Here is a 24,595-nt window from a genome sequence, read left to right on the forward strand (position 1 = left end):
AAAAGATTGGGAGCGGAAGGCGGATTAAGCTGCCATAATTATTATCTTATTTAATATCAAAATTCACCACCACTTCTTCCGAACGTGGATGCGCCTGACAGGACAAAATAAATCCTGCTGCAATCTCGTCTGGTTCGAGAGAATAATTGATGTCCATTTCTACTTCGCCTTTCTCTAATTTACATTTGCAAGTCGCACAAACACCACCTTTACAAGCATAAGGCAAGTCGGCTCCGTTTTGTAAAGCCGCGTCCAAAATCGTTGGTCCGTGGTAAGCTAAGTCTAGATTTAACGCTGTTGCATCTAATTTTACAGTGACTTTGCTAAAATCATCATCAGACTTATTAATTGCAGATTCGTGTTCTTTTTTCTTTTCCGCAGAAGCCGCACTGAAGAATAATTCGAAATGAATTTTCTTAGCTTCAACACCTGATTGGATTAAAGTATCTCTCACACTTAGAATCATTTCTTCCGGTCCGCAAATGAAAACCTCATCGATTTTTTCTGCCGGAATGATGTTCTTGATAAAAGATTCTGCTTTTTCGGAATTGATTCTTCCACTTAGCAAATCTGCATCGGCAACTTCGCGACTGAGAATGTGATAAATGCTCAATCGTTCCATAAAGCGGTCTTTCAAAGCTTCGATTTCTTCTTTGAAAATGATTGTTCCTTTATTTTTGTTTCCGTAAATCAAAATAAAGTGACTTTGCGGTTCATTTTTCAAAACAGATTTGATGATGGAAATAATCGGTGTGATTCCGCTTCCTGCCGCAAAAGCAACATACGTTTTTTTGTTCTCGGGATTAAGTTCTGTGTAGAATTTTCCCATCGGCGGCATTACTTCCAAAACGTCGCCTTCTTTCAGGTTTTCGTTCATAAAAGAAGAGAATAGACCTTCAGGAACTTTTTTCACAGCTACTTTCAATTCGCCTTCGCACGGACTTGCACAAATCGAATAAGAACGACGCAATTCCTGCACGCCATTCATTTGTCGGAATGTCAAATATTGTCCTTGCGTGAATTTGAATTGTTCCATTAATTCTGCCGGAACATCAAAACTCACGGAAACACAATCTTGAGTTTCTTTCTTGACTTTTTTTACGGTTAATGGGTAAAAAATTACTGACATTTTATTTTAAACGCAAAGTGCGCTAAGTTTTTTTTGATTTACTTTATGTTTTTATGTTCGCAAAGCCGCTTACGCTTAGCTAAGATTTGAATTTAATTATTCAAACCATTCATTAATAATGTTTTCAAGTCATCTTCCAGTTCTTGTGGTGTGATTTCTCGGCTTGGTTTGTACCATAATTCTATCCACCTTAAAGAAGATAACATTGTAAAAAGCGCCACAGAAACATTCATTGTTTTGAATTCGCCATTTTCTATTCCTTGTTCTATGATGTTTGCAAAGCTTTTTTCGTAGGATTTTCTGATTTGCTTGTATTGATTTTTCTTTTCTTCGGAAAGATATTTCCAATCGTTATTCGCTACAGAAACTGAGGCTGCATCTTCAATAATCAACTGAACGTGAAGACCGATAATGGCTCTCAGTTTATCCTGAAAACTTTGATTCGTATTTTCGATTTCCTGCAACTGGGAAATATATTGATTGGCTATTTTGAAACATATCAATTCCAAAATTTCGTCTTTGGATTTGATATGATTGTACATACTTGCCGCTTCCATTCCAACTTTTTCAGCGAGGTCGCGCATACTGGTTCCGCCAAATCCTTTCTCTTTGAAAAGTTTTGCGGCTTCTTCTAAAATCAATTCTTTTTTATTGATTTTGATTTTTTTCTCTGTGGATAAATCTAATTCCATTTTAAATAATCATATTTTTTGAACGCAAAGTCCGCAAAGATTTTTTATTCATTATTGAAAATATTTTTAAGGTTCGCAAAGGCGCTTACGCTCAGCTAAGATTTTTTAAAACCACAAGCTATATTTATTTTTTAAGTCTTTTGAAAGTCCAAAAAAGAGAAAATGGCTTAAAAGTTATCTTTTTTGATCTTTTGCATCCTTGATTTCTACGCCTCCTTTTGTGACTTTTGTGGTTTAATTAATATTTCAACAATTGTTCTATTTCTGTAATTAATTTTTCCGTGTTTGGCAGCACTTCTTTTTCTAATATAGAATTGATAGGAATTGCCGGCAAATCTTTTGCGCCAACAACTTTTACCGGAGCGTCCAAATGTCTGAAACAATTTTCACTGATTCTTGCTGCCAGACTTTGCGCAAAACTGTTATTGACAGGTTCTTCTGTCAAAACGATACAACGGTTGTGTTTCTTCACACTTTCGAAAACCCGGTTTTCATCCAAAGGTGCGAGTGTTCTTAGATCAATGATTTCGATTTGATTATCAAATTGCTTTGCTGCATTCGAAGCCCAATAAACGCCCATTCCGTAAGTAATAATTGTTAAAGTTGGTTTACCTTTTTGATTATCACAATGTAAAACTTCTCTTGCTTTTCCAAACGGAATAATGTAATCTTCGTCTGGTTCTATTGTTTTTGCATTTTCGGTTCCTTCAATTTTTGACCAGTAAAGACCTTTGTGTTCCAGCATCACAACTGGATTTGGATCGTAGAAAGCCGCTTTCATCAAACCTTTCAAATCCGCGCCTGTTGAAGGATAAGCGATTTTGATGCCTTTGATATTACACAAAACACTTTCCACAGAACTCGAATGATAAGGTCCGCCACTTCCATAAGCGCCAATCGGAACACGCAGAATCATCGAAACCGGCCATTTTCCATTAGACAAATAATAACTTCTAGAAACTTCGGTAAATAATTGATTCAAACCTGGCCAAATGTAATCTGCGAATTGAACTTCGACAATTGGTTTCAAACCAACGGCGCTCATTCCGACGGTTGAACCTACAATAAAAGCTTCCTGAATTGGTGTGTTGAAAACTCGTTTTTCCCCGAATTGTTCTGCCAACGTAATCGCTTCACGGAAAACGCCGCCTAATCTCAATCCAACATCTTGTCCATATATTAAAGCTTCCGGATGTTTCTGCATCAATTCTCTAATCGCGAATAATGCACAATCTACCATTACAGTCGGAATTTTTCCACTTGGAGAACGCTCTCCTTTTTCTTCAGTAATTGGCGTTGGTGCAAAATCGTGTTTATAAGTATCTGCAGGTTTTGGGTCTTCGGCAAGAATTGCATTTTCAAAATCTGTTCGTACCAGATTCTGAACTTCTTGTTCAATTAATTCAACTTCTGAATCTTCTATACTGAATTCTGAAAGTTTATTTCTAAGTTTTATTAAAGGATCATTCTTCGCACATTCTTCCAAATCATCTCGATACCATTCTTTTCTAACACCAGAAGTGTGATGATTTAATAAAGGAACTTTTGCGTGAATCAACATTGGTCGTCTTTCTTCACGGATGATTCTGATGCATTCTTTTACGGTTTCGTATGATTTTATAAAATCAGTTCCGTCAATTGTTCTGGTTTCTATTCCGTTGAAACCTTGCATATATTTTGTGATGTCTTGCGCTCGGATTTCTTTTGCGCTGGCAGAGATATCCCATTCATTATCCTGAACCAAATAGAGAATCGGCAATTGTTTAAGAGCAGCCATTTGGAAAGCTTCAGAAACTTCGCCTTCTGTACAGCTTGCGTCGCCAAGTGAACAAACTGCGATAGGTTTTTGTTCAAGATTTTCCGCGATTCCGGTTTCTTCCTTGTATTTCATTCCCATTGCAATTCCAGTTGTTGGGATGGCTTGCATTCCTGTTCCAGAACTTTGGTGAATCATCTTCGGAAAATCATCTCTTCGCAAACTTGGATGTGCATAATAAGTTCTACCGCCAGAGAATGGATCATCTTTTTTTGCTAAAAGCTGAAGCATCAACTCGTAAGGCGTCAATCCAACGCCCAACAAAATTGAATCGTCTCTGTAATAAGGACTCACAAAATCCTGTGGTAACAATTGCATTCCCAAAGCCAATTGAATCGCCTCATGTCCACGGGAAGTAGCGTGCACGTATTTTGAAGTGATCTTTTTCTCCTGTTCAAACAAATCGCTCATTGTTTTGGCCGTAAACATCAGACGATAAGCTGATTTGAGTAAATCAGTCAGGCTAGTTTCTTTGTTTAAAAAATGTTTTTCAGTGATTTGCATATTTAAACATTTGACATTCAGTCCATTATTCTCGGTTTGGATAATTGAATGTGATTTATTCAAAAATACACTTTTTTATTAAACTAACAAATGTTAGTTAGTTTTTGTCATTATTAAAAATATCTAAGAAAATTTAAGCTTTTACAAAATAAAAATTTAAATTTTGTAGTTTTGAAAATTAAACAAGATAAATGAAACTAAAAATATTCCTTGGCATCGCATTTTGGTCACTTTTGCTTCTAGCTGGCTGTAATCGTGATGATATTTCTTTTGAATCGCCAACTCAACTTTTGAGATTTTCTACCGACACGGTTTTTTGTGACACCGTTTACAACCAAATGCGTTCAGAAACTTATGCTGTAAAGGTTTATAATAATGAAAATAAAGATGTACTGATTCCAAGAATTGCTTTAGAAGGCGGAAGTGGTTCTCTTTACAGAATCAATGTAGATGGGAAAAGCGGAACAAGTTTCGAAAATGTAGCTTTGAGAAAAAAAGACAGTCTTTATGTTTTTGTAGAAATTGCCCCTGTTGCTAATGCTCCGGAAGCGATTGCTGAAGACAAAGTGGTTTTCAACACACCAGCAGGAGAACAAAAAGTTACTCTTCTTTCTGTGGTTCAGGATGCAGAATATTTCATTAAAACCGATACTAATCCTAATATTATTTCCGAAAACACCACTTGGACTAAAGATAAAGTGAAAGTGATTTTTGGTAACCTAAAAGTTGCTGAAGGTAAAACTTTGACAATGGAAAAAGGAACCAAAGTCTATTTCCGAAAAAACAGCGGAATGAATTTTGAGAAAAATTCCATTCTTGATGTAAAAGGAGCCCTTGGCGATGAAGTGATTTTCCGAGGCGATAGGAGTGATACGAAATATGACACTCTTCCGGCCAACTGGAACGGAATCAAAATGGAAGAAGGTTCTCTTCTTAATATGAATTACGCTCGAGTTTTTGGTGGAAATGTTGGACTTCAATTGAAAAAAAATATAGCTGAAATCAACAATACAATTATCCATACATTTCAAAATGTAGGAATCTATGGGATCCATTCCAATCTTACAATGAATAATGTTGTGATGAACAACTGCGGTAAAGCAGACCTTGCGATTGCAGGAAGTGGAACTTATAATATCAATTATTCTACATTAGCCAATTATTGGAACCTTAATTCTTCTATGTCTGCTGTAGGAATTTTTGCGAGCAACACTTGGGAAAATGAAGAAGGTATTTTAGAATCTGGACTTGTAAGTTTAAATGTAAAGAATTCCATTATTTATGGAGACACTTTAGATTTGGTTTCTTTGATTAATAATCAAGCAGGGACAGCAATTAATGCTCGTTTTGATAATACATTATTGAAACTAAGTTCTAATTCGGCATTCAATCCAATTGGCTCTGATATTATCAAAAACGAAGACCCTAAATTCCAGAATTATTTTACTCAGAAAATGAACTTAAGAGTGAAAGAAGGTTCTCCAGCAATTGGAAAAGGAAAAGCTAGTGATATCGTAATCACAACCGATATTGTTGGTAAATCCAGAGGCAATTCTCCAACCATTGGCGCTTATCAATTTTAATAATGGAAATCACAAATCTCCAAAACCAAGTTGATGAATGGATAAAAACCATTGGTGTCCGCTATTTCAATGAGTTGACGAATATGGCAATCCTAACGGAAGAAGTGGGCGAAGTGGCCAGAATCATTGCCAGAAGATATGGTGAGCAATCTGAAAAAGAGTCTGATAAATCCAAAGATTTGGGAGAAGAATTAGCCGATATTCTATTTGTAACGCTTTGTTTAGCGAATCAAACCGGAACAGATTTGCAATCCGCATTCGATAAAAAAATGAAAGTTAAAACAGAGCGTGACAAAGATCGACATCAGAATAACGTAAAATTAAAATAGAGGGAAGTCAGATGATGGAAGATGGATGTTTTACACGCAAGAATAAAACTTCCATCATCCCGCTTCCAACTTCCAACAAATAAAAATATGCTGCTAAAAAAATCAGAATTAATAGACGGAAAAAATATTCAAATTACCGGTTCGAAAAGTATTTCGAACCGTCTTTTGATTTTAGGGAAATTATTTGGGAATATTGATATGCTCAATCTTTCCAATTCTCAGGACACAACTTTACTCAAAAAAGCTTTGGAATCTGATTCCGAAACTATTGACATTCACCACGCTGGAACTGCAATGCGATTTTTGACTTCTTATTATTCCATTTTTGAAGGCAGAAAAACCATTTTGACAGGTTCTGACAGAATGAAAAATCGACCTATTAAACCTTTGGTAGATGCGCTTCAGTCGCTTGGTGCTGATATCACTTATCTTGAAAAAGAAGGATATCCACCATTACAAATCATCGGTAAAAAGATTGAAAAAGATTCGGTTAAAATCTCTGCGAATGTTTCGAGTCAGTTTTTGACTTCTTTGATATTAATAGGAGGAAAATTAGAAAATGGATTGACACTAGAATTAGATGGAGAAATCACGTCTCGTCCTTACCTCGAAATGACTTTGAAAATCCTAAACGAAATCGGAATCAAGTCTCATTTCGCAGAAAATACAATTGAAATTCTACCGCATCCTGAAAATGCTAGAATCGAACACTATGAAGTGGAAAGCGATTGGTCTTCAGCTTCTTATTTTTATTCCCTGGCAGCGATTGGAAGAAAATCAATCACATTGAAAAGCTATCACACACTTTCACTTCAAGGAGATAGCGTGATTAAAGAAATCTATTGGAAATATTTCGGAATCAACACCGTTTCTGATTATGCAGAAAATTCGATTACGCTTTTGCCAGAACCAGCTTTCGAATATCCTGACTTAATTTCTCTACATATGAACGATTGTCCTGATATTGCACAAACGCTTTGTGTAACGGCAACGGCTTTGAAAATTCCGTTTGTGATTACCGGACTTCATACTTTGAAAGTAAAGGAAACCGACCGATTGGTTGCGCTTCAAAATGAATTATTTAAAATTGGAGGAAAAACACATATCACGGTTGAGAAAATAGAATCTTCAGAATTCATAGAACCGAGCGACAATATTTCTATCGCAACTTACAACGACCACCGAATGGCAATGGCTTTTGCACCATTTGCTCTAATTAAGGAATTGAATATCGAAAACGAAGATGTTGTAGAAAAATCTTATCCAGAGTTTTGGGAGGATTTTTTTGATGTGACAAATAATATTTAGAATGAAGAAAAACGTAATAATAACATTGATTTTAACCATTCTTATTTTTTTGGGTTACAAATTCATAAAATTTGTTGAAGGAATAGAAACACCGGACTTAGAATATAATACTGTTTATTCAGATAAATACGAAGAAAAATTATTCAACAATAGCTTGTTAGGTCAAACTAAAAAACAAATCATTGATAAATTAGGAAAACCACTTGTAACAGAAAGTATCAATCCTTACTCAAAATTTCTTTACAGAGATAAAAATGACAGCATTTATATAAATTGTTCGGGAGGTGTTGATTTAAGCAGCTATAATATAATCAATAAAAACTATAGTTTTTTAACTTTTGAATTTGATGAAAATAATAATGTAATAGAAGTTTTTCAGGTTATAGATTCGGAAAAAGTTGATGCAGACAGTTTGATAGGAATATCTAAAAATGAGATTATTAATAAATTTGGAAAACCAACTCAAATCGCACAAATTAATTTTAAAGGAAATATGCTGGCTTTTTCAAATCTGAAAGAAGGTGCATATACAGGAAAAACACCTAAAATACACGTGAGAAATATAGTTTTTGATAAAAATGAAAAAGCCATTAAAATTGTTAAAGCAGATGGTTATGGATTTTTGGAAGGATTATGTGAAATAATTAATAATTAAAAATTTTGAGTAAAACAATCATCATCACAGGCGCTTCAGCCGGAATAGGATTGGCCTTGGCAGAATATTTCGGAAAGAAAGGGAATAAAGTTTACGGACTCAGCAGAAAGAATGTCAGCTCTGATTATTTCGTTTCGATTCCAACAGATATTACCGAAAAAGACCAAATCGACAATTCTATTTCTGAAATCCTGAAAACGGAAACCAGAATTGATGTTCTGATAAATAACGCTGGAATGGGAATGGTGGGTGCAGTTGAGGATTCTACGAAAGACGATATTTCGAAATTATTTAATCTTAATTTGATTGGCTCAGTTCAGATGATGACGGCTGTGCTTCCAAAAATGCGTGAGCAGAAATCCGGGAAAATCATTAATATTTCCAGCATCGGATCAGAAATGGGATTACCATTCCGAGGATTTTATTCCGCTTCTAAATCGGCTTTGGACAAAGTAACTGAAGCAATGCGCTACGAAGTTTATCCTTGGAATATCCACGTTTGTTCGCTTCATTTGGGCGATATCAAAACCAATATTGCTGAAAATCGTGTAAAAACAAAAGTTTCCGAAGCGTATAAAAATGTCTTTGATAAAGTTTATGCTTTGATGAATTCTCACGTTGGCGACGGAACAGAACCTTTGGATGTGGCAGTTTATATTGATCAGCTTTTAGGGAAGTCAAAATGGAAAGCACATTATTATTTCGGGAAATTTGGGCAGAAAATTGGCGTTCCTCTTAAATGGATTCTTCCTCAGAATACTTACGAAAATCTGATGAAGAAGTATAATAAAATGGATTGATTTTCTGTTTTAAATGCAAATAAAGTATAAAGTCTTCGACTCCGCTCAGACTGACATCTCTTAAAATGAACATTTAGTATTAGATTTGTCACGCTGAGCGGAGTCGAAGCGCTTTCACAATGAATCGATATTATGTTTACATATTAAAATGTTCGGATAACTCTTATTACACAGGAGTTACAAGCGATTTGGAATCTCGTTTTATTAAACATCAATCAGGACATTATCCCGAAAGTTATACTCATAATAGAAGACCAGTTCAATTGGTTTTTTATTATGAATTTAATGAAATTGAACACGCAATTTCTTTTGAGAAACAAGTAAAAGGTTGGAGTAGAAAGAAAAAAGAAGCCATCATTAATGACAATTGGGAGAAATTGAAAGAACTTTCTATTTGTAAGAACGAAACCAATTCCGAAAATATTAGTAAAGGCTTCGACTCCGCTCAGCCTGACAATGTTAACACTTCAACTTGAATAAGACTGGAAAATTTCTATTGACTCGTTTTTTTTACATAATTGTTATTTTCATTTCTGCTTTTTCAACGGCGCAGAAAAAAGAATATTGGCTCATCGATAAAGAAACCAACGCCAAAAAAATCGTTTCTGATTCGGCGAAAGCAGTTAAATTTTTAGATTCCTTAGCAGAAAATTCTTACTTCTTCACAGAACTGAAGGACGTCAAAAAAATAGAAAACAGAACAGAAATCTATTATGACAAAGGGCCAAATTTCAACCAGGCCAAAGTTCAGTTTTCGGATTCTTTGGTTAATGATTTGAAGTTTCAGAAGAGTGAGATTTACACCAAAAACTTAGACTCCCTCAAGAAAAACATCAATCAAAAATATCGGGATAAAGGTTTCGCATTCAATCGTGTGAAAACCAAATTCCAGAAAATGGAAAACGGGATTCCTTCGGTTAAAATCTCTGTTGTCACCACTTCTCAGAGAAAAATCGATGGTATCGTTTTCAAAGGTTACACACGTTTACCGAAACAATTCGTTAAAAACCTCAACAAACAATATCTCGGAAAAAACTATGATGATAAGAACTTGGTTTCTATGAATCAGTCTTTGCAAAATCATCAGTTTGTATCGTTGGAAAAACCACCTCAGACATTGTTTACCAAAGATTCTACGCAGGTTTTTCTCTTTACTCAAAAACGAAAAACCAACACTTTTGACGGAATGATTGGCTTCGGAAACAACGATTCCGAAAAATTCACCGTCAATGGAACCTTGAATGTTGTTCTCAAAAATATGTTCAACAGTTTCGAAAGCATCGGCGTTTATTGGCAGAGAAATCCCGACAAAGGTCAGACTTTTGATATGCAAACCGATATTCCGTACACTTTTGGGAGCAATATTGGTTTGAATGTGAATGTCAATATTTTTCGCCAAGATTCTACTTTTGCGAATGTCAAATTTTTACCTGCCATTTATTATCATCTTTCGCCGAAGCAAAAACTGGGTATCAAAGGAACTTTCGAATCTTCTGCAATTCTGGATTCGCTTTACACGAGTGGTCGCGATTACAGCAAAAAGGGAATTGGTGTTTATTATCAATATCAGGAAGGGATTGACATTCCGTTGTTTATTAACAAAAGTAATATTCGTCTGGAAGCCGATTTCCTTAAAACAACCTATGACGATACGCAGGAGAAATTTGACCAAATCCGATATTTCCTTTTTGCCGAACACAACTTCAATTTGTCCGGAAATCACTTCCTCAACATCAAAGGAGAATCTGCTTTACTCAGTTCCAAGAACGAATTATCGACAAACGAACTTTTTCGGTTTGGAGGCTGGAACTCGATGCGAGGTTTCAATGAACAGAGTCTCATAAGCGATTTTTATGCATTTGCCGGCGCAGAATATCGTTATCTCGTCAATGACCAAGCCTTTTTCGATTTGTTTGCGCAATACGGTCAAATGTCTAACAAAGCTCTGGGAATCACACCAAAATTATACAGCGTAGGTTTAGGGTTCAACTTTTTTCTTCCTGTCGGTTTGATGAGTTTTCAAATCTCCAACGGAAACGAATTTGGTAATCCTTTTAAATTCAACGAAATAAAAATCCATTGGGGAATCCTCAGTAAGTTTTAATAATTGATAAGCTATAAAATGATAGTTGATACTAAGAAGAATTTAAAATCATTTATCGACCATCACTTATCAATTATTTAATTCGTCATCATTTCTCTGAATATTAATTATTTATCAAATAAATTACGATATTTTCAAATTCGATAAAAATAACTTAATTTTGCAAAGAAAGTAAAGATGTCTATTCATAACAAAATTGTAGAGACAGCCATCACTTTCGATGACGTGCTTCTAGTTCCTTCTTATTCAGAAGTTTTACCTAATCAGGTTTCCCTAAAATCAAGACTTACAGACAAAATTTCGCTCAATGTTCCTATAGTTTCCGCTGCGATGGATACAGTTACGGAAGCAGATTTAGCAATTGCATTGGCGAGAGTCGGCGGTCTTGGATTCATTCATAAAAATATGACAATTGCAGAACAGGCTGCACAAGTCAACAGCGTAAAACGATCCGAAAACGGAATGATTGCCGACCCAGTTACATTGTCCAAAGACCATACATTGGCTGAAGCTAAAGAACTAATGGCCAATTATAAAATATCCGGACTTCCTGTAGTTGATGAAAACAATTACCTCATCGGAATCATTACCAATCGTGATGTGAAATATCAAGAAAATCTTGATATCAAAGTTGAGGAAATAATGACCAAAGAAAACCTCATCACTTCTGATAAAAACACGAATCTTGAAAAGGCAAAAGAAATTTTGCTAAAAAACAGAATCGAAAAACTTCCAATCGTTGACAAGAAAAACAAGTTAGTTGGATTAATTACGATTAAAGACATTGATAATCAATTAGAATATCCAAATGCTAACAAAGACCAAAACGGAAGACTGATTGTGGGAGCGGGTGTTGGTGTAGGTGAGGATACGATTGAAAGAATCACAGCATTAGTAAAAGCTGGTGTTGATATTGTAGCCATCGATTCCGCTCACGGACATTCGAAAGGTGTTTTGGATAAAATTTCTGAAATCAGAAAAACGTTTCCAGATTTGGATATCGTTGGCGGAAATATTGTCACAGCTGATGCAGCTAAAGATTTAATAAAAGCTGGCGCTAATGTTTTGAAAGTTGGTGTTGGGCCAGGTTCTATTTGTACAACAAGAGTGGTTGCCGGAGTTGGAGTTCCTCAGCTTTCCGCAATCTATAACGTTTACGAATTTGCTAAAAAGAAAAATGTAGCGGTTATCGCTGATGGTGGAATCAAATTGTCTGGTGATATTGTAAAAGCGATTGCAAGTGGCGCTGGTGCTGTAATGTTAGGTTCACTTTTAGCTGGAACTGATGAAGCTCCGGGAGAAGAAATCATTTTCCAAGGAAGGAAATTCAAATCTTATCAAGGGATGGGTTCTCTTTCTGCTATGAAACGAGGCGGAAAAGAGCGTTATTTCCAAAGTGAAGCTAAGAAATTTGTCCCAGAAGGAATCGAAGGAAGAGTTCCTCACAAAGGAAAACTGGAAGATGTTATTTTCCAACTGACAGGCGGTTTAAGAGCTGGAATGGGCTATTGTGGCGCAAAAGATATTGAAGCATTACAAAAAGATTCAAAATTAGTAATGATTACAGGAAGCGGGTTGAAAGAATCGCATCCACACGATGTGATTATTACGCAAGAAGCTCCGAATTATTCTTTGTAAAAAATACTCTAGAATTAAGAATCCAAGTTGAATAAATCAATTTGGATTTTTTGTTTCTATTAGAATATTTGACAAAGCTGTTTTCTCTGAAAAAAATAAGACTTAGTAGAAATATATTAAAAATCAAAACTTTGGTGTTAAGTTTGATGAGAATTTTATAATTTTGCAGCGTTATTAAACCAATGAAAAAAACTACTCTTTTACCCCTTTTATTTTTATCTGTTTTTACTTTAAGCTTATTATCTTTTGCTCCGAGTAAAAAGGTGATAGCCGTTGTTTTCAATAAAGAAATGACCAAACAAGACCTTTTGAGCTTGCAAAAAAACTTGAAGGAAAAGAACATCATTCTTGTTTATAATAAGATTCAGTTTACAAAAAACAGATTGAGTTATATCGATTTCAGTATTGATTTTGGGGACGGTTTTTCTGGCGCTTCCAAATCTGCTATTTCCAAATCAAAAGAAATTGGTTTCATACGAGATTATAATGACAATGCTGAACATCCTTTTTTGGTTGGCGATTTAAAATAGAAGAAAAGCTTCCAAATTTGGAAGCTTTTCTTTTATGTGTTATTTTGATTCTGTTTTCTTTCTTTTTTGATTTTAAGGTCATCTTCAAAATCATCAATTCTATAATCTGTTAACGAATTTCCTTTTCTGATTTTTTCTTTGGAATAAAGCCTATACTCGTTCTCAGTTTTCTCCAAAAGATAATCATACGGTCCAACCGAAGAAATTAGTTTTATCAAAACTGGAGAAATTTCCAGGCAAACAAACAATCCCATAATGAAACTAGCTGCCAAAGCAATGATTGCAGAATTTTCCCCCAATTCATCCAAAGCCTGTAATCTTGCTGCAAATCCATTGAATCTATCTTCGATTCCTTCTGTAGATTTTCTTTCAGTTTCAAGATTGGAATAGACTTTTGAGATTTCTTTATCAAGATATTGCAAACGTTCTTGTTGTTGCTTTTGGTAATTCTCGAGGTCGGCGCGTTTCTGTTCTTTCAGTTCGGCTTTTCTCTTGGCATTGGTTCCATAACCGACTTTTCCGCTGGTTAAACCAGATTGTTTACCAAGAATTTCTTTCTCTAATTCAACCGAAGCAGAATCATAAGCCATTTGGTAATTCTTGATTTGATTTTGGATTTGTTTCTTTTCCAAATCAAAAGAACCGGATTGTTGCAGAATTCTACCGTTCATTTCTGCCTGCAACTGTTTTTTATTTCTTTGAATAATGGTATTCAGTTGCTTGTTAACCTCTTTCTCGAAAATTTTCAATTCCAAAGGTTTGGAGATAATGATTCCGAGAAAAGTTGCTAAAATCAAACGCGGAATTGTCATTAAAACTTGATTCCACCAAGTTCCAGTTTTTTTGATTGAGGAAACAATATATCTATCGAGATTAAAAATCATCAATCCCCAAAGAATGCCAAATCCTACTGATGCCCAAAGGTTATCGAAAACCGTGAACATCGCATATCCTGCAGACAAAGTCGCAAAAATAGCAGTGAATAAAACAATTCCACCGATTCCGGCAAACTTGTTCCATTCGGATGGAGATTTTTTCAGCAGATGAATATTCGCGCCGGAACAAATCATTAGAAAATGCTGAAACCAATTCATTTTATGTGTGTTAGTATTTTTCATTTAATTATAAATCATCATAATTTGTCATTTAAAAAGTTAATTTGTTACAAATAGTATTAGGCTTTACCTAATAACTAATTCTGTACCAATTTATCTTTAATCAAATTAAATTTCCAGGTATTATATTTGATAAGAGAATTAAAAATATTTTATGAAAAATCTACTATTCTTAATTGCTCTTACAATAATATCGTTCTCTTGCAAATCCACAATTAATCCAGATAATCTTCCAAAACCTCTTCCAGAAAGACCAAAAGATAATCCAGATAAAGGAAATCTAACAGAACAAGAAGCGCAGGAAATGGAGAATTTGAAATCCGAAATTCTGACAATGGCAAAAAGTGAAAAATGCACCAACTCTTCTGATTGGAAATCTGTCGGATTAGGTGTGAAAGCTTGTGGTGGGCCAGCTTCTTATATTGCTTATTCAGTTAAAATAGACGAAGCCAAATTTTTAGAAAAAGTTGATTTGTATAATCAGAAATCAACAGAGTATAATAAAAAATACAACCTGATTTCAGATTGTATGTTGGTAATGCCACCCGAAAGAATCGAATGTGAAAATGAAAATCCTTTTTTCAAATATTCTAAGTCGGATTCTGTGGAGTAATCTTTTGCGCTTCAGAATCTCTGTATAATTTTTCTTTGCTCCATTTGGCGTGTTTGGAAGGAATAATTGTGTGTCCTCTTCTATAAGCATAAATTTTAGTAAACTCTGCGCCAAAAAATATGAGTTGACAAGAATAATTAATCCACATCATCAATAGAATCACAGTTCCTGCCGCACCAAAAATGGATGTTGGCTTGGAAATATCGAAGTAGAAACTCATTAGCATTTTTCCAAGATTGAAAAGCAAAGCCGTAACAATTGCACCAATCCAAACGGATTTCCATTTGATTTCTACATCGGGTAAAACCTTGAACATAAAAGCAAATAGAATGGTAACGATGGCTAATCCTAAAATAAAATTACTTGCCTGGATAATCACATAAGTTTCCAAACCAAAATATTTGGTAATTAAAGTATTTGCAAGTCCGATAGCAGAAGACAGAAGCATACTAACGAGAAGGAGAAATGCAATAATTAGAATCATCCCCAGGGAATTTGCTCTGTCAAGAATGAACTTTTGCCAAGCTTTTTTTGGAGCGGCTTCTACATCCCAAAGATTGTTTAGCGAGTTCTGCATCTGGAAAAATAAACTGGTTGCACCAAAGATCAAAGTTCCGACACCGAGTGCTTTCATCCAGAAGTTCTGTTTATCAACCATTGCGCTTTTGATAATATACTGAACGCTTTTCGCTCCATCGTAACCTATTATTCCCTGCAGTTGTCTGCGGATTTCGCCATTTACAGCTTCTTCGCCAAAGAAATGTCCTGCAATCCAAATCACGATAATCATCAAACCAGGCAAAGAAAATATGGCATTATAAGCCATACTTGCACTGTCTTTGGCAGCGGAGGAAGACATCCATTCACTGAAGGTCTGTTTTAGAACGTCCCAAAAAGAATTAAGTTTTTTCATTGCTTATTTTTCTTGGGAAATTCAATCTTTATACCAACTTAGTCTTCTTTGTACCAGCTGGAGTATTTAACATAATTATTTGCGATTCTATCAATCTCGCCTGTAATTAGATTTTGAGACACATCTTTCACTTTTTTTGCAGGAACGCCAGCCCAAATCTCACCTTCTTTGATGTGTGTATTGGCAGTCACTACAGCTCCTGCTGCAACAATAGAGTTGCTTTCCACAATGCAGTCATCCATCACAATTGCGCCCATCCCTATCAGAACATTATCTTTTATTGTACAACCGTGTACAATTGCATTATGACCAATAGATACATTATTTCCAATCGTAGTTGGGCTTTTTTGATAAGTGCAATGTATCATAGCATTGTCCTGAACATTTACTTTGTCGCCCATTTTGATGAAATGAACATCGCCTCTCAAAACCGCATTGTACCAAATACTACAGTCCTTCCCCATGGTCACATCGCCGATAATTACAGCAGTTTCTGCCACAAAAGTATTTTCTCCAAGTTGAGGCGTTTTGCCTAAAAGTTCTCTAATAATTGCCATTTTTTTTAATGATTTATTGTTAACTATTAATTGTTAATTTTTTGGGCGCCTCCATCCGTCCTCCACTCCCGCTTTTTTATTTTTTACAAAAAAATAAAAAGAGCTCCGTTCAGGCCGGGGCGCAGATTGGTCTTCCCAATCTAATTTTGACATTCATTTAGCGAAAATCAGCTCAATAGAAAAAATCAAAAACCTGCAAAGACGCTCAGAATCAAAACTTAACGTCACCTTATGATTTATTAGCTTTTTTCTTCCACCAAATTACGATAATTTTGTTGCTCAATATATTTAAAATGCGAGAAATCATAATAGAACCAACTCAGAATCCAAAGGTGATGAAATTCATCGCTGATTATAATCTGATTCCGGGTTCACTAGAACTGGACAGAGATTCTGACGTTTCGGAAATACCATTGGCTCAGGAACTATTTAATTATCCTTTTGTGGACAGGATTTTCATCACAGCTAATTTCGTAGCGGTGGCGAAGCAAGATTCCGTAGAGTGGGAGCACGTAGCAGAAAGTCTGAAAAACATTATCGAAGATGAATTGCTCGCCAATCCGAGAATCTACCTACAGAAAAGAAAAGAAGCATACCAGATTTATTCTGAAATGACGCCAAATCCAGCCGTGATGAAGTTCATCTCCAGCAAAATGCTGATGGACGGATTCATCGAAGTTAAAAATAGAGAAGAAGCAGACGAAGTACCTTTGGCAAAAGAATTATACAATGCTTTCGATTTTGTGAAGGAAGTTTATGTGAGCGACAATTTTGTTGCCGTAACCAAGGATGATCAGTTTCAATGGCACGAAATTATGAATCAGGTTCGTTCTTTCATCGCAGAATTTTTACAGGCCGGAAAAACCATTTCCAATGTTCAGCCTCACGCGCACGAAAATCCTGTTTTGAAAATCATCAACAGAGAATATACCAGCGATGAGCAGAAAATCAGCGACATCTTGAACGAATATGTTGCCCCTGCAGTAGAAAACGACGGCGGAAAAATCTCTTTAATAGAATATGATCAGGAGAATAAAACCGCAAGAATGCTTTTACAAGGTGCTTGCAGTGGTTGTCCTTCTTCCACAGCAACGTTGAAAAACGGGATCCAAAGCATTCTGAAACAATTTGTACCAGAATTGGTAGAGAATGTGGAAGCAGTCAACGGATAAAATTTAGCTCATAGTTTTTGTTTGATGGTTGATAGATTGCCCGTCAATAAAAACAAGTAGTAAATGAACGCTTTGATAAAATTTAATCCTAGCGTAATCAAAACGCTGAATGTGACAATTTTTAAAATTAATGTTGTAAAACACGTCAGCCGGATCGGAATCGAAGACTTTATAAATTATAATTATTTCAAAATTGGAAACCAACAACCAACCAATCACAACTAACAATAAAAAAGGAATTCTCCTTGTCAACTTAGGTTCGCCGAAATCTACCGATGTAAATGATGTTAAAAACTATCTGGACGAGTTCCTGATGGATGAAAAAGTCATCGATTATCGTTGGATTTTCCGAGCATTATTGGTTCAGGGAATTATTCTGAAAACCAGACCTAAGAAATCGGCAGAAGCTTACAAAACTGTTTGGACAGACGAAGGCTCTCCACTGATTGTGATATCCAAAAATCTACAGAAAAAACTTCAGGAAGTTGTGGATGTTCCGGTTGGTCTGGGAATGCGTTATGGCGAACCGTCTATAAAAAACGGAATCCAAGAGTTGGTTGACCAAGGCATCACCAATATTACTTTGTTTCCACTCTATCCGCAATATGCGATGAGCACTACAGAAACGGTGATTGACAAAGCGGAAGAAGTCCGAAAAAAATTCTTTCCGGACATTAACATTAATTACGTAGAACCGTTTTATAACCGCGAGATTTACATCAATTCTCTGGCGGAAAGTATCAAAGAGAAACTACCTGCGGATTTTGATTTGTTACAGTTTTCATATCACGGTGTTCCGGAGCGTCATATTTACAAAACCGACCCTACAAAGACTTGTAACATGAATAATTGTTGTCAAAAAGAAGATAATCCTTCGCACAAATTCTGTTACAGGCACCAATGCTACAAAGTGACAGAGTTGGTTTGTGAGAAATTGGAAATTCCTAAAGAGAAGGCTCTCGTTACGTTTCAATCCAGATTGGGGAAAGACAAATGGATGGAACCTTACACGGATGCGACGTTGGAGAGTCTTGGCAAAAAAGGAATCAAGAAACTGGCAATTGTTTGTCCGGCTTTTGTGTCAGACTGCCTTGAAACGTTGGAAGAGATTTCGGAGGAAGGGAAAGAAATTTTCCTTCACGGCGGCGGCGAGAGATTCGATTATATCCCTTGTCTGAACGAAAAAGAAAGCTGGGTACAAGTCGTAAAAACACTTTGTGAAGAAAAACTGAATGATTTTTACTTTCATTAATAGTTTTACATTGGTTTATATTACCAATAAATTGTGATTTTTGTTTTTTAGCAATTACCGGAGAGTGTAAACCCGCGTAAAAAAGCATCAATACTGTTTGACTGTTTTACTAAATTCTTATTTTAATAACTTTCTCGATAAGCAAGTTTAAGCTAGTGTTTTTTTATAAAAATCTTATCGTAGTTTTGCAAGTATGATTGCGGAGAAAATTATTTTAGGCATTGATCCTGGAACAAGTATTATGGGTTTTGGAATTATTTCTGTCAAAGGAAATACAATGGAGTTGGTAGCTATCCACGAATTGATCCTGAAAAAATATGAGAATCACGAAACAAAACTTAAAGTAATCTTCGATAAAACGTTGGCTTTGATAGATGAATATCATCCCGACGAAACTGCTCTGGAAGCTCCTTTCTTCGGAAAAAATGTTCAGAGTATGCTGAAGCTTGGACGAGCACAAGGGGTTGCAATGGCAGCAAGTCTCCACAGAAATATTCCCATTATAGAATACTCTCCAAAGAAAATCAAAATGGCAATCACTGGTAACGGAAATGCCAGCAAGGAACAAGTTGCTGGAATGCTTCAAAATCTTTTAAAGCTGAAAGAATTTCCTACAAAATATCTTGACGCATCTGATGGTTTGGCTGTGGCTGTTTGTCATCACTTTAATTCCGGAAGTCTTTCGACAGATAAGTCTTATTCTGGCTGGGATAGTTTTTTGAAACATAATCCTGATAGGATAAAATAGTTGTTGGCTGACGGTTGATTGTTGATGGATTTTTGTCAGGCTGAGGCGCAGTTTATCCTGAGCTTGACGAAGGGAAGCCTTTTTATTAAATCCTTTTTCTTGATTCTTCTCACTTGATTCTTCTCTCCTGATTCTCTATCTTTGAATCGATGAATAACTCTCTTTTTGAAATCGTAGAACACACCAACCGAAGCATTTTTCTCACAGGGAAAGCAGGAACTGGAAAGACTACATTTCTCAACGATTTTGTAAAAAAAACCAAGAAAAAACACATTGTAGTTGCGCCTACGGGAATTGCCGCTATCAATGCGGGCGGTGTTACCATCCATTCTATGTTTGGTTTGCCGCTCAGAACTTTTCTTCCAACTACGGAAAGAATTGACCAAAATCTGGCGAACAACATTGCCGATTTGATGCCCCATTTCAAGTACAGAAAAGACAAACTCAAACTTCTACGCGAAATCGAAATTATCATTATCGATGAGGCCTCAATGTTGCGTGCGGATGTTCTGGATATGATGGATTTTTCTCTTCGTCACGTTCGCAGAAATCAGCAAAAGTTTGGAGGTGTTCAGATGTTGTTCATTGGCGACCTTTATCAGTTGTCACCGGTTGTGAGAGACGAATACATTTTATCAATGTATTATTCTTCTCCGTTTTTCTTTCACGCCAAAGCTTTGGAAGGCAGTAACTTCATCACATTGGAACTGACCAAAGTTTATCGACAAACCGATGAACATTTTCTCGAAATTTTAAATGCGATTAGAGACGGAATTACAGAAGATATAGACTTTGCAGCTTTGAACGAACGATATCAACCCGACTTTGACCCAAAAGATGAAGCCTACGTATATCTATGTTCGCATAACAAAATGGCGGACGACATTAATCAAAAAAAGATCAAAGAACTTGGCGGAAAATCGCATACTTACAAAGCAGATGTTGTAGGCGAATTCAAGGAAACGCAATATCCGAATGATGAAGTTCTGGAACTGAAAGTCGGAGCGCAGATTATGTTTATCCGAAATGATACTTCTCCCGATAAAAAATATTACAACGGAAAATTAGCTCAAATCTCTTATCTCGACGAAGATGAAATCTCTGTAATTCTAGATGGAAGCGAGGAAGAAATCACTTTGAAAGCCGAGACTTGGGAGCAGAAAAAATATTCTTTGGATGATGAAAAAAATATCAAGGAGGAAGTTTTGGGAAGTTTCAAACAGTTTCCCATTCGTTTGGCTTGGGCGGTTACGATTCATAAAAGTCAAGGTTTGACATTCGACAGATTGATTATTGATGCAGGAAAAAGTTTCGCTTCTGGTCAGGTTTATGTAGCACTTTCACGTTGCCGAACTTTGGAAGGAATTGTCCTGAAATCCAAAATTACGCCTGAAGTTATTTTTTCTGATAAAAGAGTCTCAAAGTTTCAGGACGAGACGCACGCCAATGCAAAAATTGATGAAATCCTGAATGCTGAAAAATATGATTATAGCATTCAGAAAGTCATTAGAAGGATTGACTGCGTTTGGTATAAGTCTGCTTTGGAAAACTGGATGGTAATTAGCAGAAGTAGTAAATTCATTGATAAAGAAAAAGCAGATTATCTCTATCATTGTTTGAAAGCTGATATCGAAAATTACATTACTATTTTCCAAAAGTTTGAGAGAATCTTGGTTCAGAAAACCCATAAATTCCTGCAAGGTGAGGAAGAATGGACCGAAATTGAAAGCAAAGCCAAAGGCGCTGTCAATTTCTTTTTCTCGAATGTGAATGAGAAAATATTTTCGCCACTCAAAGATTTCTATTCCGAAACCAAAGGTGTAAAAGGCTTGAAAGCTTTTAATGAAGATTTCCGTGTTTGGTTGGATGATATTGAAGATTATCTTAAAGACTTGAAAGAGGTTTACCTTTTGGAAACACCATTATTTGATAAAGAAAAAGATGTGGAAGTTTCTATGGCCATCAAGAAAGTTCCGACACACGTTTTGACTTATCAGTTGTTTCAAAATGGGAAAACGGTTGCTGAGATTGCGAAGGAAAGAGGCTTGGTGAATTCGACGATTTTTGGGCATCTTTCAAAATATGCTGAGCAAAATCTACTCGACAGAAGTGACCTTTTGAGAATCTATCCAAAAAGTAAAGTTGAAGCGTTTGAAAAACAATTCAAAGCTGAACCAAAAGAAAACATCAACGATTGGAAATCTGTTTTGCCTTCGGATTTTGATTATGGTGAGATTCGATTGATTTGGAATTATTTTTTGAATCTACAGAAGTAGTTTAATATGAAAAAAATGTGGTTAATGTTTCGGGCATTCGTAAAAAATTATTAAGATTTAAAAATTGAATATTTTTATAATGATCGATATGGATGTTAGATATCTGTTATTATTATGAATGGATGAAATTATATCTAAAATTCTACAAAATACTAAACCTTTTAACAATCAAACCTTTGCATCATTTGCGAAGGTTTTTTTTGTCTTCTGTTGATCAATGATGTAATGATTCATCATCAATAGTTGTCTAAATAATAAAACCAACCAAAATTTTTATCTCTGAAAATCAATCGATTAACAACGATAAATAATTTTATTCACTACTTTGTATTGCATAATACTAATTTTAATATATATCTTTGCAATGTTAAATATTAGTAAAAACAAATTACTCACCAATAAAATAAATTATGAAGGCTCAAATACTTATTGCATCATTATTTTTCTCAGGATTAATATTTGCCCAAGAAACAAAAACAGATTCTGCAAACACAAAAAACATCGAAGCTGTTACTCTTACAAAACAAGTGTTCAAAAAAGAAAGCGACCGTTTCGTTTACGATGTCGCTTCCTCTCCTATTGCAAAAGGAACCAATTCTTTCAATCTGCTTCAGCAGACGCCAATGTTGTCCAGCACAGACGGAAAAACTTTCAAAATAATGGGAAAGTCCAACGTAGTTTTTTACATCAATGGAAAAAAAACACTAATGGATGCGGAAGCCATTACGGAAATGCTGAAAAATACACCATCCGAAAATATCCAAAGAATCGAAGTCGTAACTGTGCCTGGAAGTGAGTTTCAGGTGGAAGCAAATGAAGGCGTCATCAACATTGTGATGAAAAAAAGTAAGACGAATGGCTACAATGGAACTTTGAAAATGAATAACAGCCAAACGTTTTATAACAACCCTTCGTCCGGAATTGCGCTTAATGCAAGACAAAACAAATGGTCGTTCAGCTCCAACTTCAATATGGGAAGCTGGAGACAAAGAGAAAAATATACGTTGACCAACGGAAATGACACCTTTCAGAATAATTCTTTCGGAACAATGGATGACCCGAATAAAAACTACGGAGGAAGCATGAACATCGATTACGAAATTAACAAAAAACAAAATCTTGGTTTCAGCTACAATGTGCGATATAATAAGAGCTTCGGATCTGTGTTGGATATGACAAATTTTGAAAATGGCGTGTTGTCCAACAGAACAATCAACAGGGAAGATGCTCAAACGAGAAATCATAACTTCAACTTGAATTATGAAATCAAAACCGATACGCTGGGGAGTAAATTGATTTCCAACGTTTCTTATCTATGGTTCAATAGAGACAAAGTGAGCTTGGGTGAGTCTTTTCCACTAAAAGCTGGCGCAAGACACAGCGCATTCCAACAAACTGTTCCTCAAATCATTAACAATTATGCTGCAAACATCGATTATATCAAAAATTTCAGAAATGAAAGCACGTTTGCTATCGGAAGCAGCTATAACTACACCAACACAGATAGCGACACCAGACAAAATGATTTTGATGGAACGCAATTTGTGACCAATAACACACTTTCGAATCATTTTATTTATAAGGAAAATATTATTGGTACTTATGTGACTTTCGATAAAAAATTCTCTGACAAATTCTCAGGAAAAATAGGCACCAGATTCGAAGCGACTTTGAGTACAGGCGATGTAGTTGGAAAATCGGACATTGGTTTTGAAAGAAATTACAACAATCTTTTGCCTTATGCAACATTGAATTATGCTATCAATGACAACAATAATTTGACTTATAGCTTTTCCAGCCGAGTTAGAAGACCTGGATTTGGACAACTGAATCCTTCCAGAACATACTTCACGCCGACCAATTATATTCAGAACAATCCTTTTATGCAGGCTTCCAAGAATTATAATCAGGAAATCAACTATATGTATAAGAATGCTTTTTATGCCAATGTAAGTTTCAATTACGCAGACAATGCTTACGGACAATTGCCCTTGCAGGGAACAATGACGGAAAAGGTTATCGATGCCAACGGAAACAAAGTGGAAGTGAAAACAGATTTCCTGAGATACATCAGAACCAACTATGGCAATAACAAACAGATCGGATTGACTCTTGGGATGAGCAAAGCCTGGTTTGGTGATATCTGGACAACCAACTACTCCGCTAACTTTGAGTATGCGACTTTCAAAGGCGGTGTAACGAAAGATCCTACTTCTCAGCCTGTTCCGGGAATCACAGAAACATTGGAACCGTTCATCATCGATGTGAAAACTCTGAACACATTCTTCCAAGCCAATAATATGATACGATTATCTGCTAAAAAAGATTGGTATCTGGGCGTTAATTATTGGCTGACGCCGACAAGAGAAGTGGAAATGGGAAAACTTTACAAGCAACAAAGTTTCGATATGAATATCAAGAAAATTATGGGGAATTTCACATTTCTGGTGGAGGTCAATGATATTTTCAACTCCAATATTGATGATATCAGAACGGCTCAGGCCAAAGGAAGTTACAACACCGTAAGAAGTTTCAAATACGGTAGAGAACTGAACATCAATGTCACATACAACTTTGGAAATCAGAAACTAAAAAAAGCAAGAGAAGTGAAATCGGCTAACGATGCCATCCGCTCAAGAACTTAATGAAAAATAAAATTTACCAAAACCAAATGAAGCTTCTCTATAATTTTCAAACTCTGTACATTGTAAAAAAAATTGTGACAAAGAGATTCTGTAGAGTTATAAGCAGCGCAGACAAAGGCATCAAAAAACCACATCATATTACTCAATTATATTTTCATATCAAATCACTATTTTCAAAAAAAATCCCGAAGAATAACGAGGCCACTGAAAAACTAA

21 protein-coding genes are annotated in these 24,595 nt (G+C 35.7%); 15 read left to right on the forward strand and 6 right to left on the reverse strand.

Annotation, left to right across the window (positions count from 1 at the left end):
- Positions 1-46: 46 nt before the first annotated feature.
- The 3 genes from paaE to EGH73_RS12135 form a co-directional block, all read right to left on the reverse strand.
- Positions 47-1,129, reverse strand: coding sequence for a 1,2-phenylacetyl-CoA epoxidase subunit PaaE (paaE, locus tag EGH73_RS12125; RefSeq protein WP_123282062.1), 1,083 nt, complete (start codon positions 1,127-1,129; stop codon positions 47-49).
- A 92-nt stretch (positions 1,130-1,221) separates the two neighbouring features.
- A complete protein-coding gene (locus tag EGH73_RS12130; RefSeq protein ID WP_123282063.1) occupies positions 1,222-1,821 on the reverse strand; it encodes a TetR/AcrR family transcriptional regulator in 600 nt (199 codons plus the stop codon).
- Positions 1,822-2,059: 238 nt separating this feature from the next.
- Positions 2,060-4,141, reverse strand: coding sequence for an alpha-ketoacid dehydrogenase subunit alpha/beta (locus EGH73_RS12135; protein ID WP_123282080.1), 2,082 nt, complete (start codon positions 4,139-4,141; stop codon positions 2,060-2,062).
- A gap of 191 nt (positions 4,142-4,332) precedes the next feature.
- Between EGH73_RS12135 and EGH73_RS12140 the strand changes: the two genes are divergently transcribed.
- The 9 genes from EGH73_RS12140 (at position 4,333) to EGH73_RS12185 (ending at position 13,088) form a co-directional block, all read left to right on the forward strand.
- A complete protein-coding gene (locus EGH73_RS12140) occupies positions 4,333-5,724 on the forward strand; it encodes a hypothetical protein (protein WP_123282064.1) in 1,392 nt (463 codons plus the stop codon).
- Between the two features lie 2 nt (positions 5,725-5,726).
- Complete coding sequence (locus EGH73_RS12145) at positions 5,727-6,053, forward strand: nucleotide pyrophosphohydrolase (protein ID WP_123282065.1); 327 nt, start codon at positions 5,727-5,729, stop codon at positions 6,051-6,053.
- Between the two features lie 87 nt (positions 6,054-6,140).
- The gene (locus EGH73_RS12150) at positions 6,141-7,361 is read left to right on the forward strand and encodes a 3-phosphoshikimate 1-carboxyvinyltransferase (RefSeq protein ID WP_123282081.1); all 1,221 of its coding nucleotides are present in this window, start codon (positions 6,141-6,143) and stop codon (positions 7,359-7,361) included.
- 1 nt (position 7,362) lies between these two features.
- On the forward strand, positions 7,363-8,016 hold the full coding sequence (locus EGH73_RS12155; RefSeq protein WP_123282066.1) for a hypothetical protein: 654 nt from the start codon (positions 7,363-7,365) through the stop codon (positions 8,014-8,016).
- A 5-nt stretch (positions 8,017-8,021) separates the two neighbouring features.
- Entirely contained in the window at positions 8,022-8,816 is a 795-nt protein-coding gene (locus tag EGH73_RS12160) for an SDR family NAD(P)-dependent oxidoreductase (protein ID WP_123282067.1), read from the forward strand.
- Positions 8,817-8,935: 119 nt separating this feature from the next.
- On the forward strand, positions 8,936-9,292 hold the full coding sequence (locus EGH73_RS12165; protein WP_123282068.1) for a GIY-YIG nuclease family protein: 357 nt from the start codon (positions 8,936-8,938) through the stop codon (positions 9,290-9,292).
- 20 nt (positions 9,293-9,312) lie between these two features.
- A complete protein-coding gene (locus EGH73_RS12170; protein WP_123282082.1) occupies positions 9,313-10,920 on the forward strand; it encodes a BamA/TamA family outer membrane protein in 1,608 nt (535 codons plus the stop codon).
- A gap of 177 nt (positions 10,921-11,097) precedes the next feature.
- On the forward strand, positions 11,098-12,558 hold the full coding sequence (gene guaB / locus EGH73_RS12175; RefSeq protein ID WP_123282069.1) for an IMP dehydrogenase: 1,461 nt from the start codon (positions 11,098-11,100) through the stop codon (positions 12,556-12,558).
- Positions 12,559-12,848: 290 nt separating this feature from the next.
- Complete coding sequence (locus tag EGH73_RS12185) at positions 12,849-13,088, forward strand: hypothetical protein (RefSeq protein ID WP_123282071.1); 240 nt, start codon at positions 12,849-12,851, stop codon at positions 13,086-13,088.
- Between the two features lie 32 nt (positions 13,089-13,120).
- Here the strand turns inward: EGH73_RS12185 and EGH73_RS12190 are convergent, their stop codons facing one another.
- The gene (locus tag EGH73_RS12190; protein WP_245985522.1) at positions 13,121-14,182 is read right to left on the reverse strand and encodes a DUF4407 domain-containing protein; all 1,062 of its coding nucleotides are present in this window, start codon (positions 14,180-14,182) and stop codon (positions 13,121-13,123) included.
- 175 nt (positions 14,183-14,357) lie between these two features.
- On the opposite strand from EGH73_RS12190, the gene EGH73_RS12195 reads away from it, so the two are divergent.
- Entirely contained in the window at positions 14,358-14,816 is a 459-nt protein-coding gene (locus tag EGH73_RS12195) for a hypothetical protein (protein WP_123282073.1), read from the forward strand.
- On the opposite strand, the gene EGH73_RS12200 is transcribed toward EGH73_RS12195, so the two are convergent.
- Together EGH73_RS12200 and EGH73_RS12205 are read right to left on the reverse strand one after the other, a co-directional pair.
- The gene (locus EGH73_RS12200) at positions 14,794-15,729 is read right to left on the reverse strand and encodes a YihY/virulence factor BrkB family protein (RefSeq protein WP_123282074.1); all 936 of its coding nucleotides are present in this window, start codon (positions 15,727-15,729) and stop codon (positions 14,794-14,796) included. The two genes, EGH73_RS12195 and EGH73_RS12200, sit on opposite strands and share 23 nt — an antisense overlap.
- Before the next feature lie 38 nt (positions 15,730-15,767).
- A complete protein-coding gene (locus EGH73_RS12205; protein ID WP_123282075.1) occupies positions 15,768-16,286 on the reverse strand; it encodes a gamma carbonic anhydrase family protein in 519 nt (172 codons plus the stop codon).
- 293 nt (positions 16,287-16,579) lie between these two features.
- On the opposite strand from EGH73_RS12205, the gene EGH73_RS12210 reads away from it, so the two are divergent.
- From EGH73_RS12210 to EGH73_RS12230, 5 genes are all read left to right on the forward strand, one after another.
- Complete coding sequence (locus EGH73_RS12210; protein WP_123282076.1) at positions 16,580-17,458, forward strand: NifU family protein; 879 nt, start codon at positions 16,580-16,582, stop codon at positions 17,456-17,458.
- Positions 17,459-17,651: 193 nt separating this feature from the next.
- Positions 17,652-18,710 carry a ferrochelatase gene (gene hemH, locus EGH73_RS12215; protein ID WP_245985524.1) on the forward strand — a complete coding sequence of 353 codons (1,059 nt, stop codon included), beginning with the start codon at positions 17,652-17,654 and terminating at the stop codon, positions 18,708-18,710.
- Between the two features lie 193 nt (positions 18,711-18,903).
- The gene (gene ruvC, locus EGH73_RS12220) at positions 18,904-19,458 is read left to right on the forward strand and encodes a crossover junction endodeoxyribonuclease RuvC (protein WP_123282077.1); all 555 of its coding nucleotides are present in this window, start codon (positions 18,904-18,906) and stop codon (positions 19,456-19,458) included.
- Between the two features lie 149 nt (positions 19,459-19,607).
- Complete coding sequence (locus tag EGH73_RS12225) at positions 19,608-21,734, forward strand: helix-turn-helix domain-containing protein (RefSeq protein ID WP_123282078.1); 2,127 nt, start codon at positions 19,608-19,610, stop codon at positions 21,732-21,734.
- Positions 21,735-22,144: 410 nt separating this feature from the next.
- On the forward strand, positions 22,145-24,379 hold the full coding sequence (locus EGH73_RS12230; RefSeq protein WP_123282079.1) for an outer membrane beta-barrel family protein: 2,235 nt from the start codon (positions 22,145-22,147) through the stop codon (positions 24,377-24,379).
- The last annotated feature ends 216 nt before the right edge of the window (positions 24,380-24,595 follow it).

This window comes from Epilithonimonas hominis (assembly GCF_003730015.1).
GTDB lineage: Bacteria > Bacteroidota > Bacteroidia > Flavobacteriales > Weeksellaceae > Epilithonimonas > Epilithonimonas hominis.

Excerpts from the sequence above, each read along its gene's own strand:
- paaE (WP_123282062.1), bottom strand. The coding sequence starts at position 1,129 with ATGTCAGTAATTTTTTACCCATTAACCGTAAAAAAAGTCAAGAAAGAA.
- EGH73_RS12130 (WP_123282063.1), bottom strand. The coding sequence starts at position 1,821 with ATGGAATTAGATTTATCCACAGAGAAAAAAATCAAAATCAATAAAAAA.
- EGH73_RS12135 (WP_123282080.1), bottom strand. The coding sequence starts at position 4,141 with ATGCAAATCACTGAAAAACATTTTTTAAACAAAGAAACTAGCCTGACT.
- EGH73_RS12140 (WP_123282064.1), top strand. The coding sequence starts at position 4,333 with ATGAAACTAAAAATATTCCTTGGCATCGCATTTTGGTCACTTTTGCTT.
- EGH73_RS12145 (WP_123282065.1), top strand. The coding sequence starts at position 5,727 with ATGGAAATCACAAATCTCCAAAACCAAGTTGATGAATGGATAAAAACC.
- EGH73_RS12150 (WP_123282081.1), top strand. The coding sequence starts at position 6,141 with ATGCTGCTAAAAAAATCAGAATTAATAGACGGAAAAAATATTCAAATT.
- EGH73_RS12155 (WP_123282066.1), top strand. The coding sequence starts at position 7,363 with ATGAAGAAAAACGTAATAATAACATTGATTTTAACCATTCTTATTTTT.
- EGH73_RS12165 (WP_123282068.1), top strand. The coding sequence starts at position 8,936 with ATGAATCGATATTATGTTTACATATTAAAATGTTCGGATAACTCTTAT.
- guaB (WP_123282069.1), top strand. The coding sequence starts at position 11,098 with ATGTCTATTCATAACAAAATTGTAGAGACAGCCATCACTTTCGATGAC.
- EGH73_RS12185 (WP_123282071.1), top strand. The coding sequence starts at position 12,849 with ATGACCAAACAAGACCTTTTGAGCTTGCAAAAAAACTTGAAGGAAAAG.
- EGH73_RS12190 (WP_245985522.1), bottom strand. The coding sequence starts at position 14,182 with ATGAATTGGTTTCAGCATTTTCTAATGATTTGTTCCGGCGCGAATATT.
- EGH73_RS12195 (WP_123282073.1), top strand. The coding sequence starts at position 14,358 with ATGAAAAATCTACTATTCTTAATTGCTCTTACAATAATATCGTTCTCT.
- EGH73_RS12200 (WP_123282074.1), bottom strand. The coding sequence starts at position 15,729 with ATGAAAAAACTTAATTCTTTTTGGGACGTTCTAAAACAGACCTTCAGT.
- EGH73_RS12205 (WP_123282075.1), bottom strand. The coding sequence starts at position 16,286 with ATGGCAATTATTAGAGAACTTTTAGGCAAAACGCCTCAACTTGGAGAA.
- EGH73_RS12210 (WP_123282076.1), top strand. The coding sequence starts at position 16,580 with ATGCGAGAAATCATAATAGAACCAACTCAGAATCCAAAGGTGATGAAA.
- ruvC (WP_123282077.1), top strand. The coding sequence starts at position 18,904 with ATGATTGCGGAGAAAATTATTTTAGGCATTGATCCTGGAACAAGTATT.
- EGH73_RS12225 (WP_123282078.1), top strand. The coding sequence starts at position 19,608 with ATGAATAACTCTCTTTTTGAAATCGTAGAACACACCAACCGAAGCATT.
- EGH73_RS12230 (WP_123282079.1), top strand. The coding sequence starts at position 22,145 with ATGAAGGCTCAAATACTTATTGCATCATTATTTTTCTCAGGATTAATA.